Raw genomic sequence first — 18,694 nt, 5'->3', positions numbered from 1 at the left:
GCCTTTCGCATGCGCTCAACCAGCAGCCTGCCGTGCCCAGTGACGTCGCGCGCGTCAGCAACTGCGCCGCAGAGCCAGACTGCGGCCTCATCCGGGGCGCCGCTCGTCGATCCACTGCCGCAGCCTATCGACGCACTTCCGGTTGTGCGGCTCCACCGATTCCACGCCAAGCTGCTCGAAACGGCTCGTGCGGCTACCGGGGTAAACGGAGAGCACGGGGATCCGCATCCGCCGCGTCCGCCCGTTCTCCCCCTTCCACCACAGATCGACCTGGCCGGTGCTGGTACGGCCAACCTTGATGATCCTCTCGACCGGCAGACGGCGACTCCACAACACCTTGTGCACCTTGACCTGCGTCTCGGTGCAGGTGACGCCCAAGAGGGGCGCCCGCGCCATGATCAGAGCGCCAATCGCCAGCAGGGGCACCGAGAGGACGGCCACCGCGACCAGATCGTCCCACGATGCCCGCACCAGATGCTCTAGCCGTAGCCCCTCCTTCCCGGGGTCCAGCGCGGCGCTCGCCAACATCAGGCCGCACGTTAGGAGGAAGAACCCCAGAAAAGCATGCAGGAGGCGCACGACCCAATCCCCACGCAGCTTCATGTCTCCATGATGTGGTCCCACAGGGCGACATGTGCACGACCGCGTGCGGGCACGGCACCGCCATCCAGGCGTCATCAATCTGAAGTTGTTCCTCGACGGCAACGACACCTAGTGGGCCACCTCCTGCGCCGGAGACAGCACGCCCGGCACCTGGACGTGGCCGCCCCGCGTCTAGTACCCCCTGCCCGGCCGCCGGCAGCGGACGCCGGCCTTCCCTCCCAAGGACCCTTCATGTGGTGGCACTCGATCGACCATCTCAAGCGGGACGGCCGCCAGCGCGGCCTGCTCGTTCACCGCGGTTTCTGGCTGAACGAGGTGCCCCGGCCCATACTGTGGTGCCTGATCTGCGGGCACCGGCCGGTGGTCGACGGGCACGGCCCGGTCGGGGCCACCCTGTGTGCGGCCCGCTGGGTGGCGTGCGGCCTGACCCGCAGGGCAACCTGCCCGTGAAGCTACTTCGAGCTCGGCCAGCCGTACACGAACGACCTGTACCGGCCGAGTTCATCCAGGCGATGCGCGAGCTGGGCTCGCGCACGTGGGGTCCGGGCCCGTGGCCGGACCGCCCGACCGGCGTCCTCGGCGGCGAGCTCGTCATCGGCAAGACGTTCGGCGTCTTCTCCGCCGAGGTCACCATCTGCGAGGCCGGCGCGGAGCACACTTTGTCGGGCATCTCCTGTGGGCCAGCAGATCAGCCGCTCTCCGAAATGCTGCCCAACCTCGCCAGGATCAGCCTGCGGTACCGGGACCGGTCCCTGGGAGCTGGTCCGTATGCTAATGATGATCCAATACAGAAAGTATTCTCCGTTTATGGACTGAAGGTCGGAATTGGAGCCATCATGAGCAGTCTGCGATTCAGAGTCAGTCTCAACCTGGCCTTGGTCGCGGGTTGCCTGATGGTTCTGGGAGGTTGCGCACGTGACCAGAATGGAGTCTGCTTTTTCAGTTGCGACGAGGCGCCGCCCACAGCGGCTAAGCAGCCATGGGAGTTGCCCCCGGCCACGCCATCGGAGTCGGCATCCGCCGCCGACTCGCCAGTGCACACTACGTCCTACTCACCGACACCGACATCCACCAGGTCCAGGACGACGGTACCGTCTCCCGCCGATCCAAGTACAAGCGAGCCGCCCTACCCTGCTGACGGCACAAAGGTCAAGTCTTGTAACGACCTGAGCTGTGAAGTTCAAGTATCCAGGGGTGTTACGGTGCCCACCGGTCCGGGCAATCCCACATTCACCGTTCAGAGAATCACCTCACGGAAGGTGCACTTCCTGGTCACTTACCCCGCCCGGAACCGCGCGACTCTGGACCTCGCGCCGCTCGACTTCGCACCGTTCGGCGACTTCAGGATCACTCTTGAAGAGATCGACGGTAGAAAAGCAGTGGTGTCAGTCTCTGCACCCGGGCTGCCCTGACCGGCGCAACAAGATCTTTTGCGCCTTGGAAGGTCATTAACGGGGAATAGGGACACCCTCTCATCTCATCGCACTTATCCGGCGCCATCATGCGTCCATCATCACGGACGGGGGTGACGTGTTCGACCTCCGCCTGATCGTCCACGCCCCCCAACGGGGCCGCTTTGGGGGTGCTGCCGACCCCGTTGAGCGTGGAGATCGCGTGCCCGTTCCTGGACGTGCCCGCGCTGAAGCTGTCCTACAGCAAGCGGGCCGTGAACACGGAGCTGCTCGGCGGGCCGGTGGATGCTGCGCAAGGTGATCCTCTACCCGGGCGCTGCGCCGCTGGTCGACGGCAAGCGGGCGTTCCTCAGCTCCATGCCGGGAGCGATCCTGCAGACGTTCCTGCAGGAGGGCCAGGCGCGCGGCGCGCTGCCCGCCCTCGACTGGGACTTCACCCCCCACGCACGACAGCGCCGGGCAGCCGTGGGCGAAGATCCTGACGATTTACTTCCGGCCCGGCCTCGACGCGCTCACCACCCTCATCAACCTGGCCGAGCAGGGCGTCTGCGACTTCCGCATGCAAGGTCGGACGCTGCAGGTCTACAACGCTGACACCGAGCTCGAGCGGGACCTGGCGGCCGGGGAGGCGCCGGTGGATCTGCGGTTCGGCCGCGACGTGGTGCAGGCCACCGACGTCGGCACGTTCGAGGGTCTCGCATCGGCGGCGCTGGTGGTGGGGGACGACGGGTTCCGCGCGACGTACCACAACGGCGGCGCGGCCGAGCCGTGGGGACGGTGGGCGACCTACATCGGGCAGGGCGGCGTCTCCGACCCGGGCACCGCGCAGCTGCTCGCCGAAGCAGTGCTGCTGCGCTCAGGTCACGAACGGGTCCAGCGAACCCGCCAGATCACCCCGTACACCGTGCGGTGGCTGCCCTGGCGCGACTACCGGCCAGGCGACCGCATCCTCGCCCCGGGCGACGCCGGGGTGATGGAGAGCATGCGGGTCCGGCAGCTCACCGTGAGACGTTGAACGCGACGAAGTGTGATGCCGCCGCCGTGGTGAGGTTGCGGGCGAACATGACCAGGCCCGCAGCGGCCTCATAGGTGAAGGTGCCCCGGAACGCCGTGTACCCGGTCGTCGACCCGGCGCCGCACGTGGACCTGCACGTGGATCCGAACGCCGCGGTGGCAGTCCTGCGCAGGCGCATCGATGAGCTGACGTACGAGAACGCGGTCCTGGCCGCTGCTGTGGATCAGCTTCAGCACCGGGCGAAGGAACGGAATGGATACCGGGGAGCGAGTGACGCGCTTTGACTGGACTGGTACAACGCAACACGGCGCCATCGCGGTCTCTCGGGGCCCCGAGAGACCGCGATGGCCCCTCCTGATGAGGACAGCCTGGATAGAGGCGGGACGCCGCTAACCGGTCACGACGTGCATATACCACTGTCGTGATCGATGGCTGTCGCAGTCGTACTGGACGAGACCGACGTTGTTCTCAGTGCTGGTACCGCCGGCCAGCGTCATGCACTTGAGCGTCTTCTGGTTGCGGATCTGGTAGGCGCCGGAAGCGGCGTCATGCCAGAACGCCCAGGTGCGTGACATGTTGTAGTCGCAGTTGTACTGGACGAGTTCGAGGTTGTTCCAATTGAGTTCGCCGCCCGCGACGGTGGCGCATTTGCCGGTCTTGACGTTCCTGAGCCAGTACTGGGTGGTGCCGTAAGGCATCTCTAGTTTCCAGCGGCGTGAGGGGTGGTTGTCACACTCGTACTGAACGAGTACGACATTGTTCTCGGTGCTGGTACCGCCGGCGACGGTAACGCACTTGCCGGTCAGCCGGTTGATCAGGATGACCTCGCTGCCGGCGGTGGCCTGGGCCGGCGTGGACAAGACGGTCAAGCCCAGGGCGAGGGTGGCTGTCAGGCCGATGGTACGGCGCATCGGGATCTCCCAGCGTTCGTGAAGGTCTGCGGACACTCGTCAGGTTGAGCGCCCGCACGCCAGAGCGCATGAGTAGGCCCCTGCTTACTTACGGGGTTCAAAGAGCCGCCGACAGTGTCGTCCGCCGTGGTGTGCGTTCCTCGAATTGCTCAGTTAGACCCTGACTGGCCCACGGGCGCAATTACTGTGCGCCCCTTCCTGGCACGCGAAGGACCCCTCGGCCCTGTCTTCCATCGCACTACAGCAGCGGAGAGGGGAGTTGTCGTGCAAGTGATCATTCCGGGTGAGTGATGCGGTACGGGCTGCGGCTCGTCGCCTACGCCCCGAACGGGCCCCGGCTTGGAGTGCTGGGGCAGCATCTCGGGTTCGAGGCAGGGATGCCGCTCAACGACGTGCCGTCGCTGCGGCGACCTGTTCGACGCACGCGGCCGGCGCGCAGTGGCTCGCCCAGCCGTGCGAGATCGCGGTCGAGTGGTCGGCGGGCGGTGCGTGGACGGAGCCGCAGGGCGGCCGGTTCCTGCGGATCAAGCGCGCCTCCGACGCGACCGATCATGCGGGGCCGCTGTCGTTCGACGCGCCGGGCTGGTCGTGGCAGCTGCGCAAGCTGGTGCTGTATCCGAACGGCGCCCTGGTCGAGGGGAAGCGGCCGTTCAGCGCGGCAACGCCGGGCACGATCCTGCGGACGGTGGCCGACGAGGGACAGGACCGGGGACACTGCCCGGCCTGGCGGTCGACTTCACCCCCACGCACGACAGCGCCGGGCAGCCGTGGAACAAGCTGCTGACGATCGGGCTGGACCCGGGCGCGGACCTGCTCACCCTGCTGATCAACTTGGCCGAGCAGGGGGTGCTGGACTGGACGATGCAGGGCCGGGTGCTGCGGGCCTTCAACGAAGGCACCACGCTGGGCCGGGACTTCGCGACGGGGCCCGCTCCGGTGGACCTGAGGATGGGCCGGGACGTCGACGACGCTCCCGATGATGCGACCCTGGAGGACGCCTCCAGCGCGATCCTGATCGTCGGGGAGAACGGCCTGCAGGTCGAGGTGACCAACCCCAGCGCGGTCGCTCCGTGGGGCCGCTGGGAGACGTACCAGTCGCAGTCCGGGGTGTCCGACGAGGGGACCGCGAGGCTGCTGGCGCAGTACGCGCTGGACCGGGCGTCGGGGGAGCAGGTGCAGCACACCCGGCAGATCCGGCCGTACGCGGCCCGCTGGCTTCCCCTGAAGGACTACCGGCCGGGGGACACGGTGCTCGCCCCGGCGATCAGGGCGTCGTGCAGGGCCTTCGGCTACGGCCGATCACCCTGTCGTGCGACGGCGACGGCGACGGCGTGATCGGCGGCAATCTGGTCCTGAATGACAGGTTCCGGGAGAGGGACATCCGTCTGGCTCGCCGCAGCTTGGGCATCCTGGACGGCGGCATCAGCTCGGGAGGCGGCGGCGGAGTGCCAGCACCCGACACCGATGGCCGCGTGCCGGCCGCGCCGCCCGGACTGCTCGTGCAGCCTGCCGCGTACCTGGACCAGCACGGGAACGCGAACTACAGCCGCTTCTACGCCCTCGACGGGTTGTATCCCGGCGAAACGACGACCTTCATCACCAGCGGCACCAACCAGCCCGGCAGCGCGCGTGCCGAACTCCAGGTCGCCGCCGGCCTCGTACGGCTCGGCATCCGGCAGCCGTCATCGTCCACCCGCAAGGGCGGCGGTCTCGACCTCGCCGAATCCTACGGCCGGTTCGGCTACGACGACGGCTTCTCCAGCTCGCAGTCCTACATCCACTGCAACAGCAGCGGGCGATGGTACCTACGCGGCCGGGTGTGGGACACCAACACGGCCGATCCGTATGACACGGTGCACGCCGGGTCTGCTGTGACCCCGCCCCGCCGGACTACGGAGGTGGGACGGTCACCTACGGGCCAACCATGGCCTCCAACATGGGGCCTGTCTGCACGATTCGCGACGGCGCGGCCAACCCGAATTTCTACTGGTGCGAGGACCTGTCGAACCAATCCGCCTTCTCCACCGCCTGGTCTCAGGGCGGCGGCGTCTGGTCCGGAAAGGCGGTCTACTGGTGGTCGCACCGCCATTGATCACGAGAGGGGGCCCGCCGATCATGGCGGAAACGTGGACCATCTGGGACGCCGAGTCCGGATGGTGCCGGAGGCCCGTGAGGTCCGCCAGGGCACGGTCGATTTCGTGGGGCCGGCCATGACCGTTCCGGAGGATCCGCTGGAGCCGGTCGAGACGCTGACCAGGCTGGACCCGGCCCGGGTGGCGGCCCGCCGCAAGAGCGTGGACTACTACCGAGCCGGCCGTGCGGGGCTCGTCACGTCCGGCTTCGACGTCAAGCCGCCGAACACCTTCATGGGTCGCAAGCCGTGGCCGGCGCTGGCCGGTGTATGAGACTCCGAACCTGGCCCTGGCGCTGGCCGAACTGCGCGGCGCGGTCGAGCTCGGGTTCGAGCGCACCAACAGCAGCACCGCGCTCATCTTGCAGCGGCTCGACCAGGTCGACGACCGGCATGCCGAGCTGGCCAAGACCGTCGAGACGCTCCAGACCCGGTTGGCCGAAGTCGAGAAGACGGCCGTGACCACGACGCAGCTCACCGAGCGCACCCGGCAGATCATCGCGATCGTCGGAGTCCTGGTGGCGCTCGGTTATCCGCCACGAACGAACACGATCGCTAGGCTCAGGGCCTCCAGGGCCTCCAGGGCCTCCAGGGCCTCCAGGGCCTCCAGGGCCTCCAGGGCCTCCAGGGCCTCCAGGGCCTCCAAGGCCTCCAAGGCCTCCAAGGCCTCCAAGGCCTCCAAGGCCTCCAAGGCCAAGCCTGCCCACAACAGCCTCGTCCCCCCGAAGAACCGTCTCTTCTGGCGCTCCCAAACACCGTATTGCCCGGCCCACCGCTGGCGAGCATGCCGAGCATCAGCAGAAGCCATACATCTGACAATCGCCATGCGCGCATAGTGCTCAGCACGGACGTAGGTGAAGAAGAAGACCGCAGAGGTGCCGATTGAGAGATCTCCGAAGCGACCTGCGGAGTTACAAGCACCACTACGATCGCCCTGCCCGGCCCGCGTTGCTCAACGGATGCGGAGTGAGTAGGGCGCAGCTGTGGCAGGTCCCCGGATCGCGCACCCGCGCTTGAGGACGAGACCAACCGAACCGACACCACGGCGTCTGCCCGGCCTGGGTGGGCTTTCGCATGTCCGCACCCTTGTTGGAGGGAACCATGCACGGAGAGCCCATCAGCTACGGCAAGCCCAAGGTCGAGCGGAAGATCACCGCGTCCGCCGCGGGCTCCTACCTCGGCCTGCTCGCGGTCCTGACCGTTCTCCAGGCGATCAACGCCGACCTCGACCTCATCGCGTTTCTGCCGGACTGGCTGGAGTCGCTCGCGGTCCCGCTGCTGCCTGGCCTGATCACGTACGTGTCCGGGTACAAGGCCAAGCACACCGCCCGGCCGGACCTGCCGCTGGATCAGCGATAGTACCTGCATCTTTGCCCCGCCATACTCCACTTCCGTTCTAGCGGTCGTCGCAACACCCCAGCTTGGGGAGTGCGATGGAGTTCGAGATCCGCAAGGTTCGGACCCCTCAGGGACGGAAGAAGCTGACCCGAGAGCGGGAGGCATACTTCCGCCTTATGGATCAAGGGTTCAGTAGCCAGGAGGCGTGTCGAATCGTCGGGATCAACCGGCGCACCGGGAAGCGGTGGCGCAACGGCTCGGCGCCGAACAAATCAAAAAAGAAGGGGGCACCGCCGGTCAGACGACCGACGCTGCCCCCTTCTGATGCGTCCCGCTACCTGCGAGAGGACGAGCGGATCCATGTCGCGGACCGGCTGCGGGAGAAGGTCTCGATCCGTGAGATCGCGCGCGAGCTCGGCCGTGCGCCCTCCACCATCAGCCGGGAGATCCGCCGCAACCGGCACCCCACCAACGGGCAGTACCGGCCGCACGCGGCCCAGGCCCGCGCCGACACGCGCCGGCCCCGCCCCAAGCCCAGCAAGATTGGGCAGAACCCGGAGTTACGGGCATACATCCAGGACCACCTGCACAAGCGCTGGAGTCCTGAGCAGATCTCCCAGAGCCTGCGCAGGAGCTTCCCTGATCGGCCGGAGATGCGCGTGTGCCACGAGACGATCTACCAGGCACTCTATGTCCAAGGCCGCGGCGAGCTGCGCCGCGAGCTGACCAAGGCACTGCGCACCGGCCGCGGGATGCGCAAGCCGCGCCGCGTCGCCCAGCAACGGCAGCCCCGATACGCCGCGCCCATGGTCATGCTCAGCGAGCGTCCCGCCGAGGCTCACGACCGCGTCATTCCCGGCCACTGGGAAGGCGACCTCATCATCGGCAAGAATCAGCTGTCCGCCATCGGAACCCTGGTCGAGCGGACGACGCGCTACGTCATGCTGGTCCATCTGCCGCACGACCACAGCGCGGTAAGCATGCGTGATGCCCTGCTGGACACCATCGCAACGCTTCCGGCCCAGCTTCGGCGCTCTCTGACTTGGGATCAGGGCAGCGAGATGGGCCGTCACCACGAGTTCTCCGTCGCCGCCGGCATGCCGGTCTACTTCTGCGATCCGGCCGGCCCCTGGCAGCGCGGCTCCAACGAGAACGCCAACGGCCTGCTGCGCCAGTACTTCCCCAAGGGCACCGACCTGTCCGTCCACACCCGCGCTCAGCTCGACGCCGTCGCCGTCGAGCTGAACTCCCGACCCTCGCAAGACGCTCGGCTGGGACAGCCCGGCGGAGCGTCTCGCAGAGCTCCTCGCAACCTGCGTCTAACCTGGCGGGCCGTGGTTCGCAGCACTGCGGCTCAAGGGGGCAAGGGCGCACCCACTGGCGAGGCGCTGACATGCCGATGACAATCCTGATCTCGGCAGTAATTCAGTTGCGTGGCGTGGACTTAGTCGTCATGATCCGGCCTGTGCTTTCTGACCTGTGGCCCCAATACGGCCTGACCATCTTCACCCCGCGACTTGAACTCCGCCTGCCGCGGGGGGAAGAACTGGCGGCACTCGCACATCTGGCAGGCAAAGGCGTGCACCGGGCAGAGGAGCGCCCGTTTTTGACTCCGTGGACCGACGGCGGTCCCGAGAATCGCGCACGGTCTGTGCTCCAAGGACATTGGAGCCAGCTCGCAGGATGGAGCGTGGCAGCGTGGCAGCTCGGACTCGGGGTCTTCCACCACGGCCAACCGCTTGGCGTGGTCACCCTTCGAGCACGCGATTTCCTCGTCGTTCGGGAGGTCGCAACGTCCTCGTGGCTGGGCATCGAACACCAAGGCAAAGGCTACGGAACCGAGGCTCGGGTCGGCCTGCTCACCCTGGCCTTCGATCACCTCGACGCACGTGTTGCGCGTACCGAGGTGTTCCAGGACAACCATGCCTCTCAAGGCGTGTCCCGCAAGCTCGGCTACGAGCACGACGGCGTCTCGGTGGACGCCCGCGGTGACGAGGCCCTTGTGTCCGATCGTCTACGGCTCACCAGGCAGAAGTGGACTCAGCAGAACCGGCACCCCGTAAGGGTTGACGGGATAACAGCGTGTCGTCCGATGTTCGGCCTCTGACGCCATCCGCTCATCTTGTCGCGGACATGAAGAGCTGCCGACCTCCCGGCTGCCTCGAGATCACCGCGTCGCCCCTGAGCGGCCTAGCAGACCGGACACATCACCCGCTGATCCCCAAAAGGACCGCATCGTCGCGGCCCGCATCGCATGAGCAGGCAAACGAAAAGGCCTCCGCCCGATACCAGGGGCGGGCGGCCATCGCCGCGCTGCTCGGAGCCAGTTCGGACCTCCTCGCGCACTGGATGCGCCGCCACCTGGACGGAATGCCCGAGCCCGACGCCATGGGTGGAGGAAGGCCGCGCCTCGCCCCGCGGTAGTACCCGGCCGGGAGAACGAGCGACAGTCATGGCGGGCATGCTTCCGGGGCTCACCTGTCGCCCGCGGAAGGATGGCCAGCGATGACCATCTCGCTATGCTGGCTGCCGCCAGCAGATGGTCACCTGTGTTGCGACGACCTCTCGAATGCGCCTCAGGATGGCGGGGTGTTTTCTTATGCTCAACGGCTGGGCGAATTGCTCACTCGGCCGAGGTGGTGCGATCACGTCTCCGTCGTTTGACCTCCACCCCCCAGCGTGCCCGGAGCCACTCGACGCCCGCATAGAAGGCCACGACCGCGGGGATCGTGAAGAAGGCCGACCCCCACCCCTCCTGAATGAACACATTGACGATGGCGAAGGCCATCAGCGGGCCGAGCAGCCCCCAGGTGCGCCAGTCCGACGCGAGAATCCAGCACAACATCCGGTGCAGTCGGTGGTACATGGGCCGTTCGGGCGCCTGCAAGGCAGCACGAAGTTCCCATATGCGGCCTAGCTGATGAAGGGCGTACACCACCATTACTATGGTAGGCGTGGAGTCCGCCTGCTCATGAAGCTCTGCGAGCAATTCCTCTTCGTACCGTTCCCGATGCGCTGCCGGTAGAAGATAAATGGCGATGCCGATGAGCCACTTGGGGCAGCGTGGCACCTTTGCCCGTGACGATCCAGCGATCTGCGATGTAGCAGTTTCGCGGAGCGTTCTAAGCCCTTCCACGTCCTTGATCATTCTTCGAATCGCCAGCGAGGCCCTCACCAAGCAACTATGGCGATAAAAATCAATCGCTCTTTCACGATCCGGATTGTAAGAACCAACACCGCGCTGATCCCTGTAGGCATGCTTCAATGCTCGGCGGAGGGCCTTAGCGTCGTAGCGGATGCCGGTGAAGGCGCGGTCACGAACGAACTCGTTGCTTATGACGCAGTCAAGCTCACGGCCGAGTGTCTGATAGCGGAAATAGAAGTCGCCTTGGTTCAGGTAAGGATCACCGGCCAGGGTTCCTGTGATCAGGCGATCGAGGTCGAGAGCAACGCTGTGCAGGCGATCGAGCGCTTCGATCCTGGAACACCTGGCCTCTTGCTGGGGTTCCGCGGCGGATGCCGAGCCGTCCTCGGTGGGGGTCACGCCGTTCCCTCCACTGGCCGAGGACCCACTCCCAGCCCGAATGCCTTGGTGCGGGTCTGCGCCAGAGCGTTCCGCGCCTGCTCGGCGCCCTCAGACGTGAGCCAGTAGTAACGGCGGCGCGGCCTGCCTGCCTTATGCGGGTCCACGTCCTCGAAACGGGACTCCAGCCAGCCAATGCCCTCGAACCGAGCCAGGATGGGATGGATGGTGCCAGGGGCGAGGCCGGCGGCCTGGCAGATTTCCAGCCCGTACATCTCGCGTGTGGGGTCTTCGAGCAGGGCTCGGAGGACGAGTTGGGTAGGGATGGTCATGCGGGGCGTCTTACCCATGCTCTAACTCTAACTAGGGGCTGGTTACAGTTCCACCTGGATGGAGAATCTAGGCGCTACCTGTTTGAGTGTCAGCCCCGGCCTCACGAAGATCAGCGAGGTGGAGGCCGAGCGTTTCCAGGAGGTCTGTCAACTCGCGTAGCTGGTAGTAGCCGGGCAGCCTCCCGACCGCTGCGCCGCCTCGGGTGACGACGTACCAGACCTCGCCCGGCTGGACATCTGGTTTGACCACGGGTGAGGAATGATAGACCGCTGTCTCAGCGGCCGGGCGGTAGGTGTCGCGGCGCTGAAGATCTGCCCTAGTCTCGTCGGTGTGGGGAGGCCTGAGGGGAGCCCGGACGCGGGTTCCAAAGATGTCGCTACCAATTTGAGCGCAGTACTTGAACGCATCACCTACGCCAACGAGGACACCGGCTACACCATCGCCCGCGTCGCGACCGAACGCTCCGGCTCCGAGCTGCTGACCGTCGTCGGCCCCCTGCTGGGCGCTCAGGTGGGGGAGTCGCTGCGGCTGCACGGCCGCTGGACCTCCCATCCCCGCTACGGCCGCCAGTTCGAGGTGTGGTCCTACACCACCGTCCTGCCGGCCACCATCCAAGGCATCCGCCGCTACCTCGGCTCCGGCCTGATCAAGGGGATCGGCCCGAAGATGGCCGAGCGGATCGTCGACCACTTCGGCACCGACACCCTGGAGATCATCGAGCAGCAGCCGGAACGCCTGACCGAGGTCCCGGGCCTGGGCCCCAAACGCACCAAGATGATCGCCGCCGCCTGGGACGAACAGAAGATCATCAAAGAGGTGATGATCTTCCTGCAGGGCGTCGGCGTGTCCACCTCGATCGCGGTGCGCATCTTCAAGCAGTACGGCGAGCAGTCCGTCTCCGTCGTCAAGACCCAGCCGTACCAGCTGGCCGACGACGTGTGGGGGATCGGTTTCAAAACCGCCGACACCATCGCCCAGGCCGTCGGCATCCCGCACGACAGCCCCGAACGAGTCAAGGCCGGCCTGCGCTACACCCTGTCCCAGGCCGCCGACGACGGCCACTGCTTCCTGCCGGTCCCCAACCTCATCGCCGACGCCGTCAAGATCCTCGAGGTGCCCGCCGATCTCGTCGCCGCCTGCCTGGAGGAGCTCGTCGCCGATGAAGGCGTCATCCGCGAGCCCGTCCCGGCCGGCGACACCGTGCTGCCCGCCGTCTACCTGCCGCCCTTCCACCGCGCCGAGCAGTCCCTGGCCTCCGGCCTGCTCACTCTGCTGCGCAGCGGCCACGACCGGCTCAAGGCCTTCGCCGACGTCGACTGGGAGCGGGCCGAGGCCTGGCTGCACGCCCAGACCGGCGCCGAGCTCGCCCCCGAGCAGCGCCAGGCCGTCCGCCTGGCCCTGACCGAGAAACTCGCCGTGCTGACCGGCGGCCCCGGCTGCGGCAAGAGCTTCACCGTACGCTCCATCGTGCTGCTGGCCCGCGCCAAACGCGCCCGCGTCATCCTGGCCGCCCCCACCGGCCGCGCCGCCAAACGCCTGGCCGAGCTGACCGGCCACGAGGCCACCACCGTCCACCGCCTGCTGCAGCTGCGGCCCGGCGGCGAGGCCACCTTCGACCGCGACAACCCCCTGGACGCCGACCTGGTCGTCGTCGACGAGGCCTCCATGCTGGACCTGCTGCTGGCCAACAAGCTCGTCAAAGCCGTCGCCCCGGGCGCGCACCTGCTGTTCGTCGGCGACGTCGACCAGCTGCCGTCGGTCGGCGCGGGCGAGGTGCTCAAGGACCTGCTGGCCGCCGCCGACGTCCCCCGCGTCCGGCTCACCCAGGTCTTCCGTCAGGCCCAGCAGTCCGGCGTCGTCGTCAACGCCCACCGCGTCAACACCGGCCACCACCCCGTCCTGGAGGGCATGAAGGACTTCTTCCTGTTCCCCTGCGAGGAGCCGGAGGACATCGCCGCCCTGACCGTCGACGTCGTGGCCCGCCGCATCCCCGGCCGCTTCCGCCTCGACCCCCGCCGTGACGTACAGGTCCTGGCCCCCATGCACCGCGGCGCCGCCGGCGCCGGCGCGCTCAACGCCGCCCTGCAGGAAGCCCTCACCCCGGCCCGCGAGGGCATGCCCGAACGCCGCTACGGCGGCCGCGTCTTCCGCGTCGGCGACAAGGTCACCCAGCTGCGCAACAACTACGACAAGGGCGCGGCCGGGGTGTTCAACGGCACCGTCGGCATCGTCACCGACATCCGGCCCGACGAGCACAAGCTCACCGTCCTGACCGATGAGGACGAAGCGGTCGAGTACGCCTTCGACGAGCTGGACGAGCTCGCCCACGCCTACGCCGTGTCCATCCACCGCTCCCAGGGCAGCGAATACCCCGCCGTCGTCATCCCGCTGGCCACCAGCGCCTGGATGATGCTGCAGCGCAACCTCCTCTACACCGCCATCACCCGCGCCAAGAAGCTCGTGGTGATCGTCGGCTCACGCCGGGCGCTGGCGCAGGCGATCCGCACCAAGGGCGCCGGACGGCGGCACACCGGCCTCACCCACCGCCTGACGCCGCGTTGACCTGCGCCTTACCACAACAAGTGATCTAAATGTGACCGAACTCTCCCAAATCATTCGTCGTCTTACATGCAGGAGCATTAAGGTTTTTGGGGTGCCTTTGGCACCCCTGGGGGAGAGGACAGTCTTGAACGTTACGCCCATATGGAGGAAACCGGCCGCCTCCGTCGCGCTGCTGGCCGCGGCCGCCCTGACCGCCTCCTGCTCGAACGGCGGAACCACCACCGCCGCCGATCCCGGCGTACCCGACACCACCGCCACCACGGCCACCCCCCAGGCCCCCACTGTCACGATCACCCCCGCCGAGGGCAGCGCCAAGGTCAGCCCTGAGAAGAAGATCACCGTCGCCGCCGCCGGAGGCGCCCTCGAGGACGTCACCGTCGCCGCCGGCGAGGAGCAGATCGAGGGCCGCTTCAACGCCGACAAGACCCGATGGGTGTCCAAGACGCCACTCAAGCCCTCCACCAGCTACACCGTCACCGCCAAGGCCGGCGCCACCACCGCCACCAGCGCCTTCACCACGGCCAAACCCGAGCGCGCCCTGCAGGTCATCGACGTGACCCCCAACGCCAAGGGCGAGACCGTCGGCGTCGGCGCCCCCATCATCGTCACCTTCAACCAGCCCGTCGCCAACAAGGCCACCATCGAACGCGCCCTCGAAGTCGACGCGGAAAAGCCCGTCGAAGGCGCCTGGCGCTGGGTCGACGACTCCAAGGTCATCTACCGCACCGCCGAATACTGGCCCGCCCACCAGAAGGTGAAGTTCAACGCCAACATCACCGGCATCAAGGGCGGCAAAGGCCTGTACGGCACCAAGGACTACACCGCCACCCTCACGATCGGCGCCAAGCAGATCAGCAAGGTCGACACCCGTACCAAGCGCATGTACGTCTACAAGGACGGCAAGCGGGTGATGTCGATGCGCATCAGCGCCGGCATGGCCACCACCCGCGAATACACCACCACCTCCGGCGTCCACCTCACCATGGAACGCGGCAACCCCGTCCGCATGATCTCCCCCGGCCGCAAGAAGGGCGACCCCGGCTACTACGACGTGATGATCAACCACGCCGTCCGCATCTCCAACTCCGGCGAGTACGTCCACGCCAAGAACAACGTCTGGGCCCAAGGCGTGCGCAACGTCTCCCACGGCTGCATCAACGCCCGCCCCGACCAGGCCAAATGGTTCTACGACAACGTCCAGCGCGGCGACGTCGTCACCATCGTCGGCACCGACCGCGACCTGGAATGGAACAACGGTTGGGGCTATTGGCAGATGTCGTTCAAGGAGTGGAAGAAGGGCAGCGCCCTCAACGGCAAGGCCTAACCCGCCGCACCCGGAGCGCCGCGGCCACCGCAGATGGTCGTCGCCCCGCGCCGCCAAGGAACGCCGCATTGACCACGTTCCTGACCCTGCCGTTCCCGCGGATGTTCATGTACGGCGAGCAGAACGCCTCCCTGTCCTACCTGCCGCGACCGGCCTCAGCCGGCGTCCAGCTCGCCGAGATCCCGCAGTGCGGGCACTTCCCCCTGTACGCCAATCCACGGCTCATGTGGGCCCGGATCGCCGCCTTCCACGCGCAGGTGCCGGAGACCCCGCGCACGTGACCCCCTACAGTGATCGCGTGGACATCCGCGAAGGGACTACCGGCGACATCCCCGCCGTGCTGGCCATGTTCGACAGCGCCGTCGCCTGGCTGACCGCCCAAGGACGCACCGGCCAGTGGGGCAGCCGGCCCTTCACCGGCGACCCCCGCCGCACCCAGCAGATCACCCACTGGGCGGAAAGCGGCGGCATGCGCATCGCCGACATCGGCGGCACCCCCGCCGGCTGCGTCGTCGTCGGCCCCGCCCACGACTACGTCACCCCCGCCACCGAACCCGAGCTCTACGTCCAGGCCCTGGTCACCGACCGCCGCCACGCCGGCCGCCGGGTCGGGCGCACCCTCCTGGACTGGGCCGCGCAGCACGCCCGCGCCCTGGGCCTGCCGCTGCTGCGCGTCGACTGCTACGCCGGCGACGACGGCCGCCTCGTCGCCTACTACGAAAGCTGCGGCTTCACCCGCGTCCAGCCCTTCACCGTGGGGGAGTGGCCCGGCATGCTCCTGCAACGCCGCCTTCCGCAGTGACACCGACCCGACACCACCCCTCCTGCCGGCGGCCGGCGTCGTCCGCGCTCCGGCCACCGGGGGGTTGGCACCTGCAGGGGAGGGGCTGACCGCCACGTGGAGCCCAGTGGTCAGAGATCATGGTGCCGAGGGGTGTAGTTCCGCAGCTCTGGCACGGCCCACGCGATGGCCGCCACGGTCACGGTGGTGAGCAGCCCGCCGGCGCAGATCACCATGCGGGGATCGAGGATCGACGCGGCGGCCCCGTGCAGCAGATTCGCGATGTGGGGACCACCGAACAGGACGACGGTGAGCGATCCCTGGATCCGGCCGCGCATGGCGTCGTGGGTGTGCGCTTGGGTGATGGCATTGCGGAAGGTGCTCAGCACGAAGTTGACAGCACCGCCGATGACGAGCGTTGCCAGCGCGACCCACAGCTGTGCGGCCAGCCCGAGGACCACGACGGTGACGCCCCACGCTGCGGCGGCCGCCGCCATGAGCGCACCGTGGCGACGAACGCGGGTGAACGTCCCCGACAACAGGCCGGCCGTGACAACCCCGGCCGGATAGGCGGCGTAGAGCAACCCCAGCTCCAGGCCACCTCCCGCAGAGCCCCCGTAGGTGTGCTGGGCAAGCTCCGGAAACAGGGCTATCGGCATGCCGAAGACCATCGCCGCGAGATCCACCGCGAGCACCGCCACCAGCAACCGGCTGGCCGCCACGTACCGGAAACTGGCCACTACCTGGCCGATCGTGGGACGACGCGTGCGCCACTGCGCGTCCGGATCGTGCGATGGCCCGGCCGGGTGCGGCAGGGGCGGCAGCGGTGGCAGCCTGACGACGGCCCACACGACGGCCAGCAGTGCGACGGCGTCGCACAGGTACAGCGTCCCCAGCCCGACAGCCGGTATCACGACACCGGCCAGCACCGGACCGAGGATGGACCCGGCGTAGCGGGTCAGAGACATGAGACTGTTGGCCGCCGGGAGAAGCTCGACCGGTACCAGGCGGGGCACCACGGCGCCCATCGTCGTCATGATCGCCCCAAAGGTCAGCCCCTGACAGGCCACCAACATCATCAAGACGGCAACAGAGCGCCCGCCCAGCACGGTGTGGATCCACAAGCCCGCGTACGTCAACGCCAGACCGCTGTGAGCCGCCAGCAACACTCTTCGCCGGTCCATGACGTCGGCGAGGGCACCGATCCACAGCGCCGCCACGACCAACGCCACGAACGACACCGCCCCCGCGCCGCCCACGGCCGCCGAGGAACCGGTCACGGTGAAGAGCTGCGCCGGTACGGCGACCACGCTGAAGGAACCGCCCACCGCGCACACCGCCGACGCCACCCACAGCCGCCGGTAGGCGGCGACGGCCAGCGGGCGGCGATCCATCGTGTAGGCGCCGAGCGATCGTGCTGCTGACCTGATCACTGTCCGCTACCGCCGGCATCGGCCGCGGCCGCCCTCTCCAGGCTCACCACATCGGCGACGACGCACGCGATGTTGTCGGGGGCGCCGGCCGCGTACGCCCGCGCGACCAGCTCGTCGAGCACCTGCTGGGGAGCACCCGGCCCGGTCAGCACCTCACGCAGCGATCCGTCCGGCACGACGGCCGACAGCCCGTCGGAACACAGCAGGTACCGGTCACCGGCCACGGCCCCATGCAGCGACAGCTGCGGCCGGGCGCCGCCTGTGCCGGTCAGCGCTTGTGCCAGCAGCGAGCGTTGCGGATGCGAGGCCGCTTCCTCCGCGGTCAGCCGGCCCTCGTCGACCAGCCCCTGCACGTAGGTGTGGTCATGGGTGATCTGGAACAGCTCGCCGTCACGCACCACGTACGCCCGCGTGTCACCGATGTGCACCAGCGCCAGCCGGGAACCCGCCCACAACAACGCGGTCAGCGTGGTGACCGCCTCACCCGACGCCGTGGACGCGGCGATCTCCCCGATGGCCCGCTCGGCTTCACCCACCGCGTCGGCGAGGACACCGAGCAGGTCCTCAGCCGGTACGGCCAGGGTCTCCAGCGGTTTGAGCGCGTCGATGGCCGCCGCGCTCGCCAGGTCCCCCGCTGAACCGCGGACCCCGTCGGCCACCGCCAGCAACCGGGGACCGGCGTAGGCGGTGTCCTCGTTGCTCGTGCGCACCAGTCCCGACTCCGACCGGGCGGCGTAACGGATCCCGAGTATGGTCGCCGTCTCCTCCACGGTGCTTCCTCTCCCCGACAGATAGTCGACGAGGAAGGTGGCCAACTGCCCGCGTGCGGCGGTTTCGGCCAGCACCTGCTCCCAGTAGCCGGCGACCTCTTCGGCCGCCGCCGGCGCCGGCAGGTCGCACACCCGCCGGATACGCGCCAGCGGCATACCCAGCCGCCGCAGCCAGGCGATCAACCGGGCCCGCTCCAGTTGCGCCGGATCGTAGAACCGATATCCGGACTCGCCGTCCACCGCGGCCGGCCGCAGCAACCCGAGCTGGTCATACAGCCGCAACGCCTTCGGCGACAGCCGCGCCGCCTGGGCGAACGCCCCGATCGTCAGCAGCCGCACCACTCCTCCTCGTCCCGGCCACCGCGGCCGGTGCCGACAATGCTGCTGCTTCACCCAAGGGGAAGGTCAACACCACGGCGGGTGGACCCTGCCCGCCTGCCCGCCTGCCCGCCTGCCCGGCTGCCCGGCTGCCCGGCTGCCCGGCTGGGAAGGCTACCCCGCACGCCTTCCCAGGGACCGTGCGCGGACGGTCAGCCCTCATCACGGCGACGGTCGCCG

General features: G+C 68.0%; 19 protein-coding genes and 1 pseudogene. 14 read left to right on the top strand and 6 right to left on the bottom strand.

Translation table 11 applies throughout. The features are described 5' to 3' along the window. Positions 1-87 precede the first annotated feature (87 nt). Positions 88-603 (bottom strand): hypothetical protein, encoded by a 516-nt coding sequence (locus EDD27_RS15690; protein ID WP_127933099.1) that lies wholly within the window; start codon positions 601-603, stop codon positions 88-90. Between the two features lie 231 nt (positions 604-834). Between EDD27_RS15690 and EDD27_RS15685 the strand changes: the two genes are divergently transcribed. The 3 genes from EDD27_RS15685 to EDD27_RS15675 all read left to right on the top strand — a co-directional run bounded on the left by EDD27_RS15685 (position 835) and on the right by EDD27_RS15675 (position 3,314). Further along, positions 835-1,053 (top strand): hypothetical protein, encoded by a 219-nt coding sequence (locus tag EDD27_RS15685; protein WP_127933098.1) that lies wholly within the window; start codon positions 835-837, stop codon positions 1,051-1,053. Between the two features lie 1,521 nt (positions 1,054-2,574). After that, on the top strand, positions 2,575-3,030 hold the full coding sequence (locus tag EDD27_RS15680; RefSeq protein ID WP_127933097.1) for a hypothetical protein: 456 nt from the start codon (positions 2,575-2,577) through the stop codon (positions 3,028-3,030). Between the two features lie 95 nt (positions 3,031-3,125). After that, positions 3,126-3,314, top strand: coding sequence for a hypothetical protein (locus tag EDD27_RS15675; protein WP_164903623.1), 189 nt, complete (start codon positions 3,126-3,128; stop codon positions 3,312-3,314). Positions 3,315-3,419: 105 nt separating this feature from the next. Here EDD27_RS15675 and EDD27_RS15670 read toward each other — a convergent pair whose 3' ends face one another. After that, positions 3,420-3,941 (bottom strand): RICIN domain-containing protein, encoded by a 522-nt coding sequence (locus tag EDD27_RS15670; RefSeq protein ID WP_127933095.1) that lies wholly within the window; start codon positions 3,939-3,941, stop codon positions 3,420-3,422. 588 nt (positions 3,942-4,529) lie between these two features. On the opposite strand from EDD27_RS15670, the gene EDD27_RS15665 reads away from it, so the two are divergent. The 7 genes and pseudogenes from EDD27_RS15665 to EDD27_RS15640 all read left to right on the top strand — a co-directional run bounded on the left by EDD27_RS15665 (position 4,530) and on the right by EDD27_RS15640 (position 9,517). Further along, entirely contained in the window at positions 4,530-5,276 is a 747-nt protein-coding gene (locus EDD27_RS15665; protein WP_127933094.1) for a hypothetical protein, read from the top strand. 589 nt (positions 5,277-5,865) lie between these two features. Then, positions 5,866-6,033, top strand: coding sequence for a hypothetical protein (locus tag EDD27_RS54205; RefSeq protein WP_164903622.1), 168 nt, complete (start codon positions 5,866-5,868; stop codon positions 6,031-6,033). 34 nt (positions 6,034-6,067) lie between these two features. Beyond that, complete coding sequence (locus EDD27_RS15660) at positions 6,068-6,346, top strand: hypothetical protein (RefSeq protein ID WP_127933093.1); 279 nt, start codon at positions 6,068-6,070, stop codon at positions 6,344-6,346. Then, a complete protein-coding gene (locus EDD27_RS56505; RefSeq protein WP_241564060.1) occupies positions 6,339-6,908 on the top strand; it encodes a hypothetical protein in 570 nt (189 codons plus the stop codon). The genes EDD27_RS15660 and EDD27_RS56505 overlap by 8 nt, the downstream gene beginning before the upstream one ends. A gap of 265 nt (positions 6,909-7,173) precedes the next feature. Next, on the top strand, positions 7,174-7,431 hold the full coding sequence (locus EDD27_RS15650) for a holin (RefSeq protein ID WP_127933091.1): 258 nt from the start codon (positions 7,174-7,176) through the stop codon (positions 7,429-7,431). Positions 7,432-7,505: 74 nt separating this feature from the next. Next, positions 7,506-8,733: pseudogene (locus EDD27_RS15645) on the top strand (IS30 family transposase). Between the two features lie 70 nt (positions 8,734-8,803). Continuing rightward, positions 8,804-9,517, top strand: a complete 714-nt coding sequence (locus tag EDD27_RS15640) for a GNAT family N-acetyltransferase (protein WP_206641427.1) — start codon at positions 8,804-8,806, stop codon at positions 9,515-9,517. Positions 9,518-10,033: 516 nt separating this feature from the next. Here EDD27_RS15640 and EDD27_RS15635 read toward each other — a convergent pair. Both EDD27_RS15635 and EDD27_RS15630 read right to left on the bottom strand, forming a co-directional pair. Further along, positions 10,034-10,954 carry a hypothetical protein gene (locus tag EDD27_RS15635; RefSeq protein ID WP_127933090.1) on the bottom strand — a complete coding sequence of 307 codons (921 nt, stop codon included), beginning with the start codon at positions 10,952-10,954 and terminating at the stop codon, positions 10,034-10,036. Beyond that, the gene (locus EDD27_RS15630; RefSeq protein ID WP_241564059.1) at positions 10,951-11,283 is read right to left on the bottom strand and encodes a PadR family transcriptional regulator; all 333 of its coding nucleotides are present in this window, start codon (positions 11,281-11,283) and stop codon (positions 10,951-10,953) included. The genes EDD27_RS15635 and EDD27_RS15630 overlap by 4 nt, the downstream gene beginning before the upstream one ends. 367 nt (positions 11,284-11,650) lie before the next feature. Between EDD27_RS15630 and recD2 the strand changes: the two genes are divergently transcribed. From recD2 to EDD27_RS15605, 4 genes are all read left to right on the top strand, one after another. Further along, complete coding sequence (gene recD2, locus EDD27_RS15620; protein ID WP_127933088.1) at positions 11,651-13,828, top strand: SF1B family DNA helicase RecD2; 2,178 nt, start codon at positions 11,651-11,653, stop codon at positions 13,826-13,828. 124 nt (positions 13,829-13,952) lie between these two features. Further along, the gene (locus EDD27_RS15615) at positions 13,953-15,152 is read left to right on the top strand and encodes a L,D-transpeptidase (protein ID WP_127933087.1); all 1,200 of its coding nucleotides are present in this window, start codon (positions 13,953-13,955) and stop codon (positions 15,150-15,152) included. Between the two features lie 68 nt (positions 15,153-15,220). After that, positions 15,221-15,433 carry a hypothetical protein gene (locus EDD27_RS15610; RefSeq protein WP_206641426.1) on the top strand — a complete coding sequence of 71 codons (213 nt, stop codon included), beginning with the start codon at positions 15,221-15,223 and terminating at the stop codon, positions 15,431-15,433. Between the two features lie 17 nt (positions 15,434-15,450). Next, complete coding sequence (locus EDD27_RS15605; protein WP_206641425.1) at positions 15,451-15,954, top strand: GNAT family N-acetyltransferase; 504 nt, start codon at positions 15,451-15,453, stop codon at positions 15,952-15,954. 110 nt (positions 15,955-16,064) lie between these two features. On the opposite strand, the gene EDD27_RS15600 is transcribed toward EDD27_RS15605, so the two are convergent. Beyond that, positions 16,065-17,366, bottom strand: coding sequence for an MFS transporter (locus EDD27_RS15600; protein ID WP_206641424.1), 1,302 nt, complete (start codon positions 17,364-17,366; stop codon positions 16,065-16,067). Next, positions 17,363-18,475, bottom strand: a complete 1,113-nt coding sequence (locus tag EDD27_RS15595) for a MerR family transcriptional regulator (RefSeq protein WP_127933086.1) — start codon at positions 18,473-18,475, stop codon at positions 17,363-17,365. The genes EDD27_RS15600 and EDD27_RS15595 overlap by 4 nt, the downstream gene beginning before the upstream one ends. Positions 18,476-18,694 lie beyond the last annotated feature (219 nt).

This window comes from Nonomuraea polychroma (assembly GCF_004011505.1).
In the GTDB taxonomy this organism is placed as follows: Bacteria; Actinomycetota; Actinomycetes; order Streptosporangiales; family Streptosporangiaceae; genus Nonomuraea; species Nonomuraea polychroma.
The sequence above is the reverse complement of the archived record's forward strand: the minus strand, read 5'-3'. Positions and strand labels throughout refer to the sequence as shown.

What these genes read in the sequence shown, in the direction of transcription:
- EDD27_RS15690 (WP_127933099.1), bottom strand. Translation starts at nt 603, where the DNA reads ATGAAGCTGCGTGGGGATTGGGTCGTGCGCCTCCTGCATGCTTTTCTG.
- EDD27_RS15685 (WP_127933098.1), top strand. Translation starts at nt 835, where the DNA reads ATGTGGTGGCACTCGATCGACCATCTCAAGCGGGACGGCCGCCAGCGC.
- EDD27_RS15680 (WP_127933097.1), top strand. Translation starts at nt 2,575, where the DNA reads ATGCAAGGTCGGACGCTGCAGGTCTACAACGCTGACACCGAGCTCGAG.
- EDD27_RS15670 (WP_127933095.1), bottom strand. Translation starts at nt 3,941, where the DNA reads ATGCGCCGTACCATCGGCCTGACAGCCACCCTCGCCCTGGGCTTGACC.
- EDD27_RS54205 (WP_164903622.1), top strand. Translation starts at nt 5,866, where the DNA reads ATGGCCTCCAACATGGGGCCTGTCTGCACGATTCGCGACGGCGCGGCC.
- EDD27_RS15650 (WP_127933091.1), top strand. Translation starts at nt 7,174, where the DNA reads ATGCACGGAGAGCCCATCAGCTACGGCAAGCCCAAGGTCGAGCGGAAG.
- EDD27_RS15640 (WP_206641427.1), top strand. Translation starts at nt 8,804, where the DNA reads ATGCCGATGACAATCCTGATCTCGGCAGTAATTCAGTTGCGTGGCGTG.
- EDD27_RS15630 (WP_241564059.1), bottom strand. Translation starts at nt 11,283, where the DNA reads ATGGGTAAGACGCCCCGCATGACCATCCCTACCCAACTCGTCCTCCGA.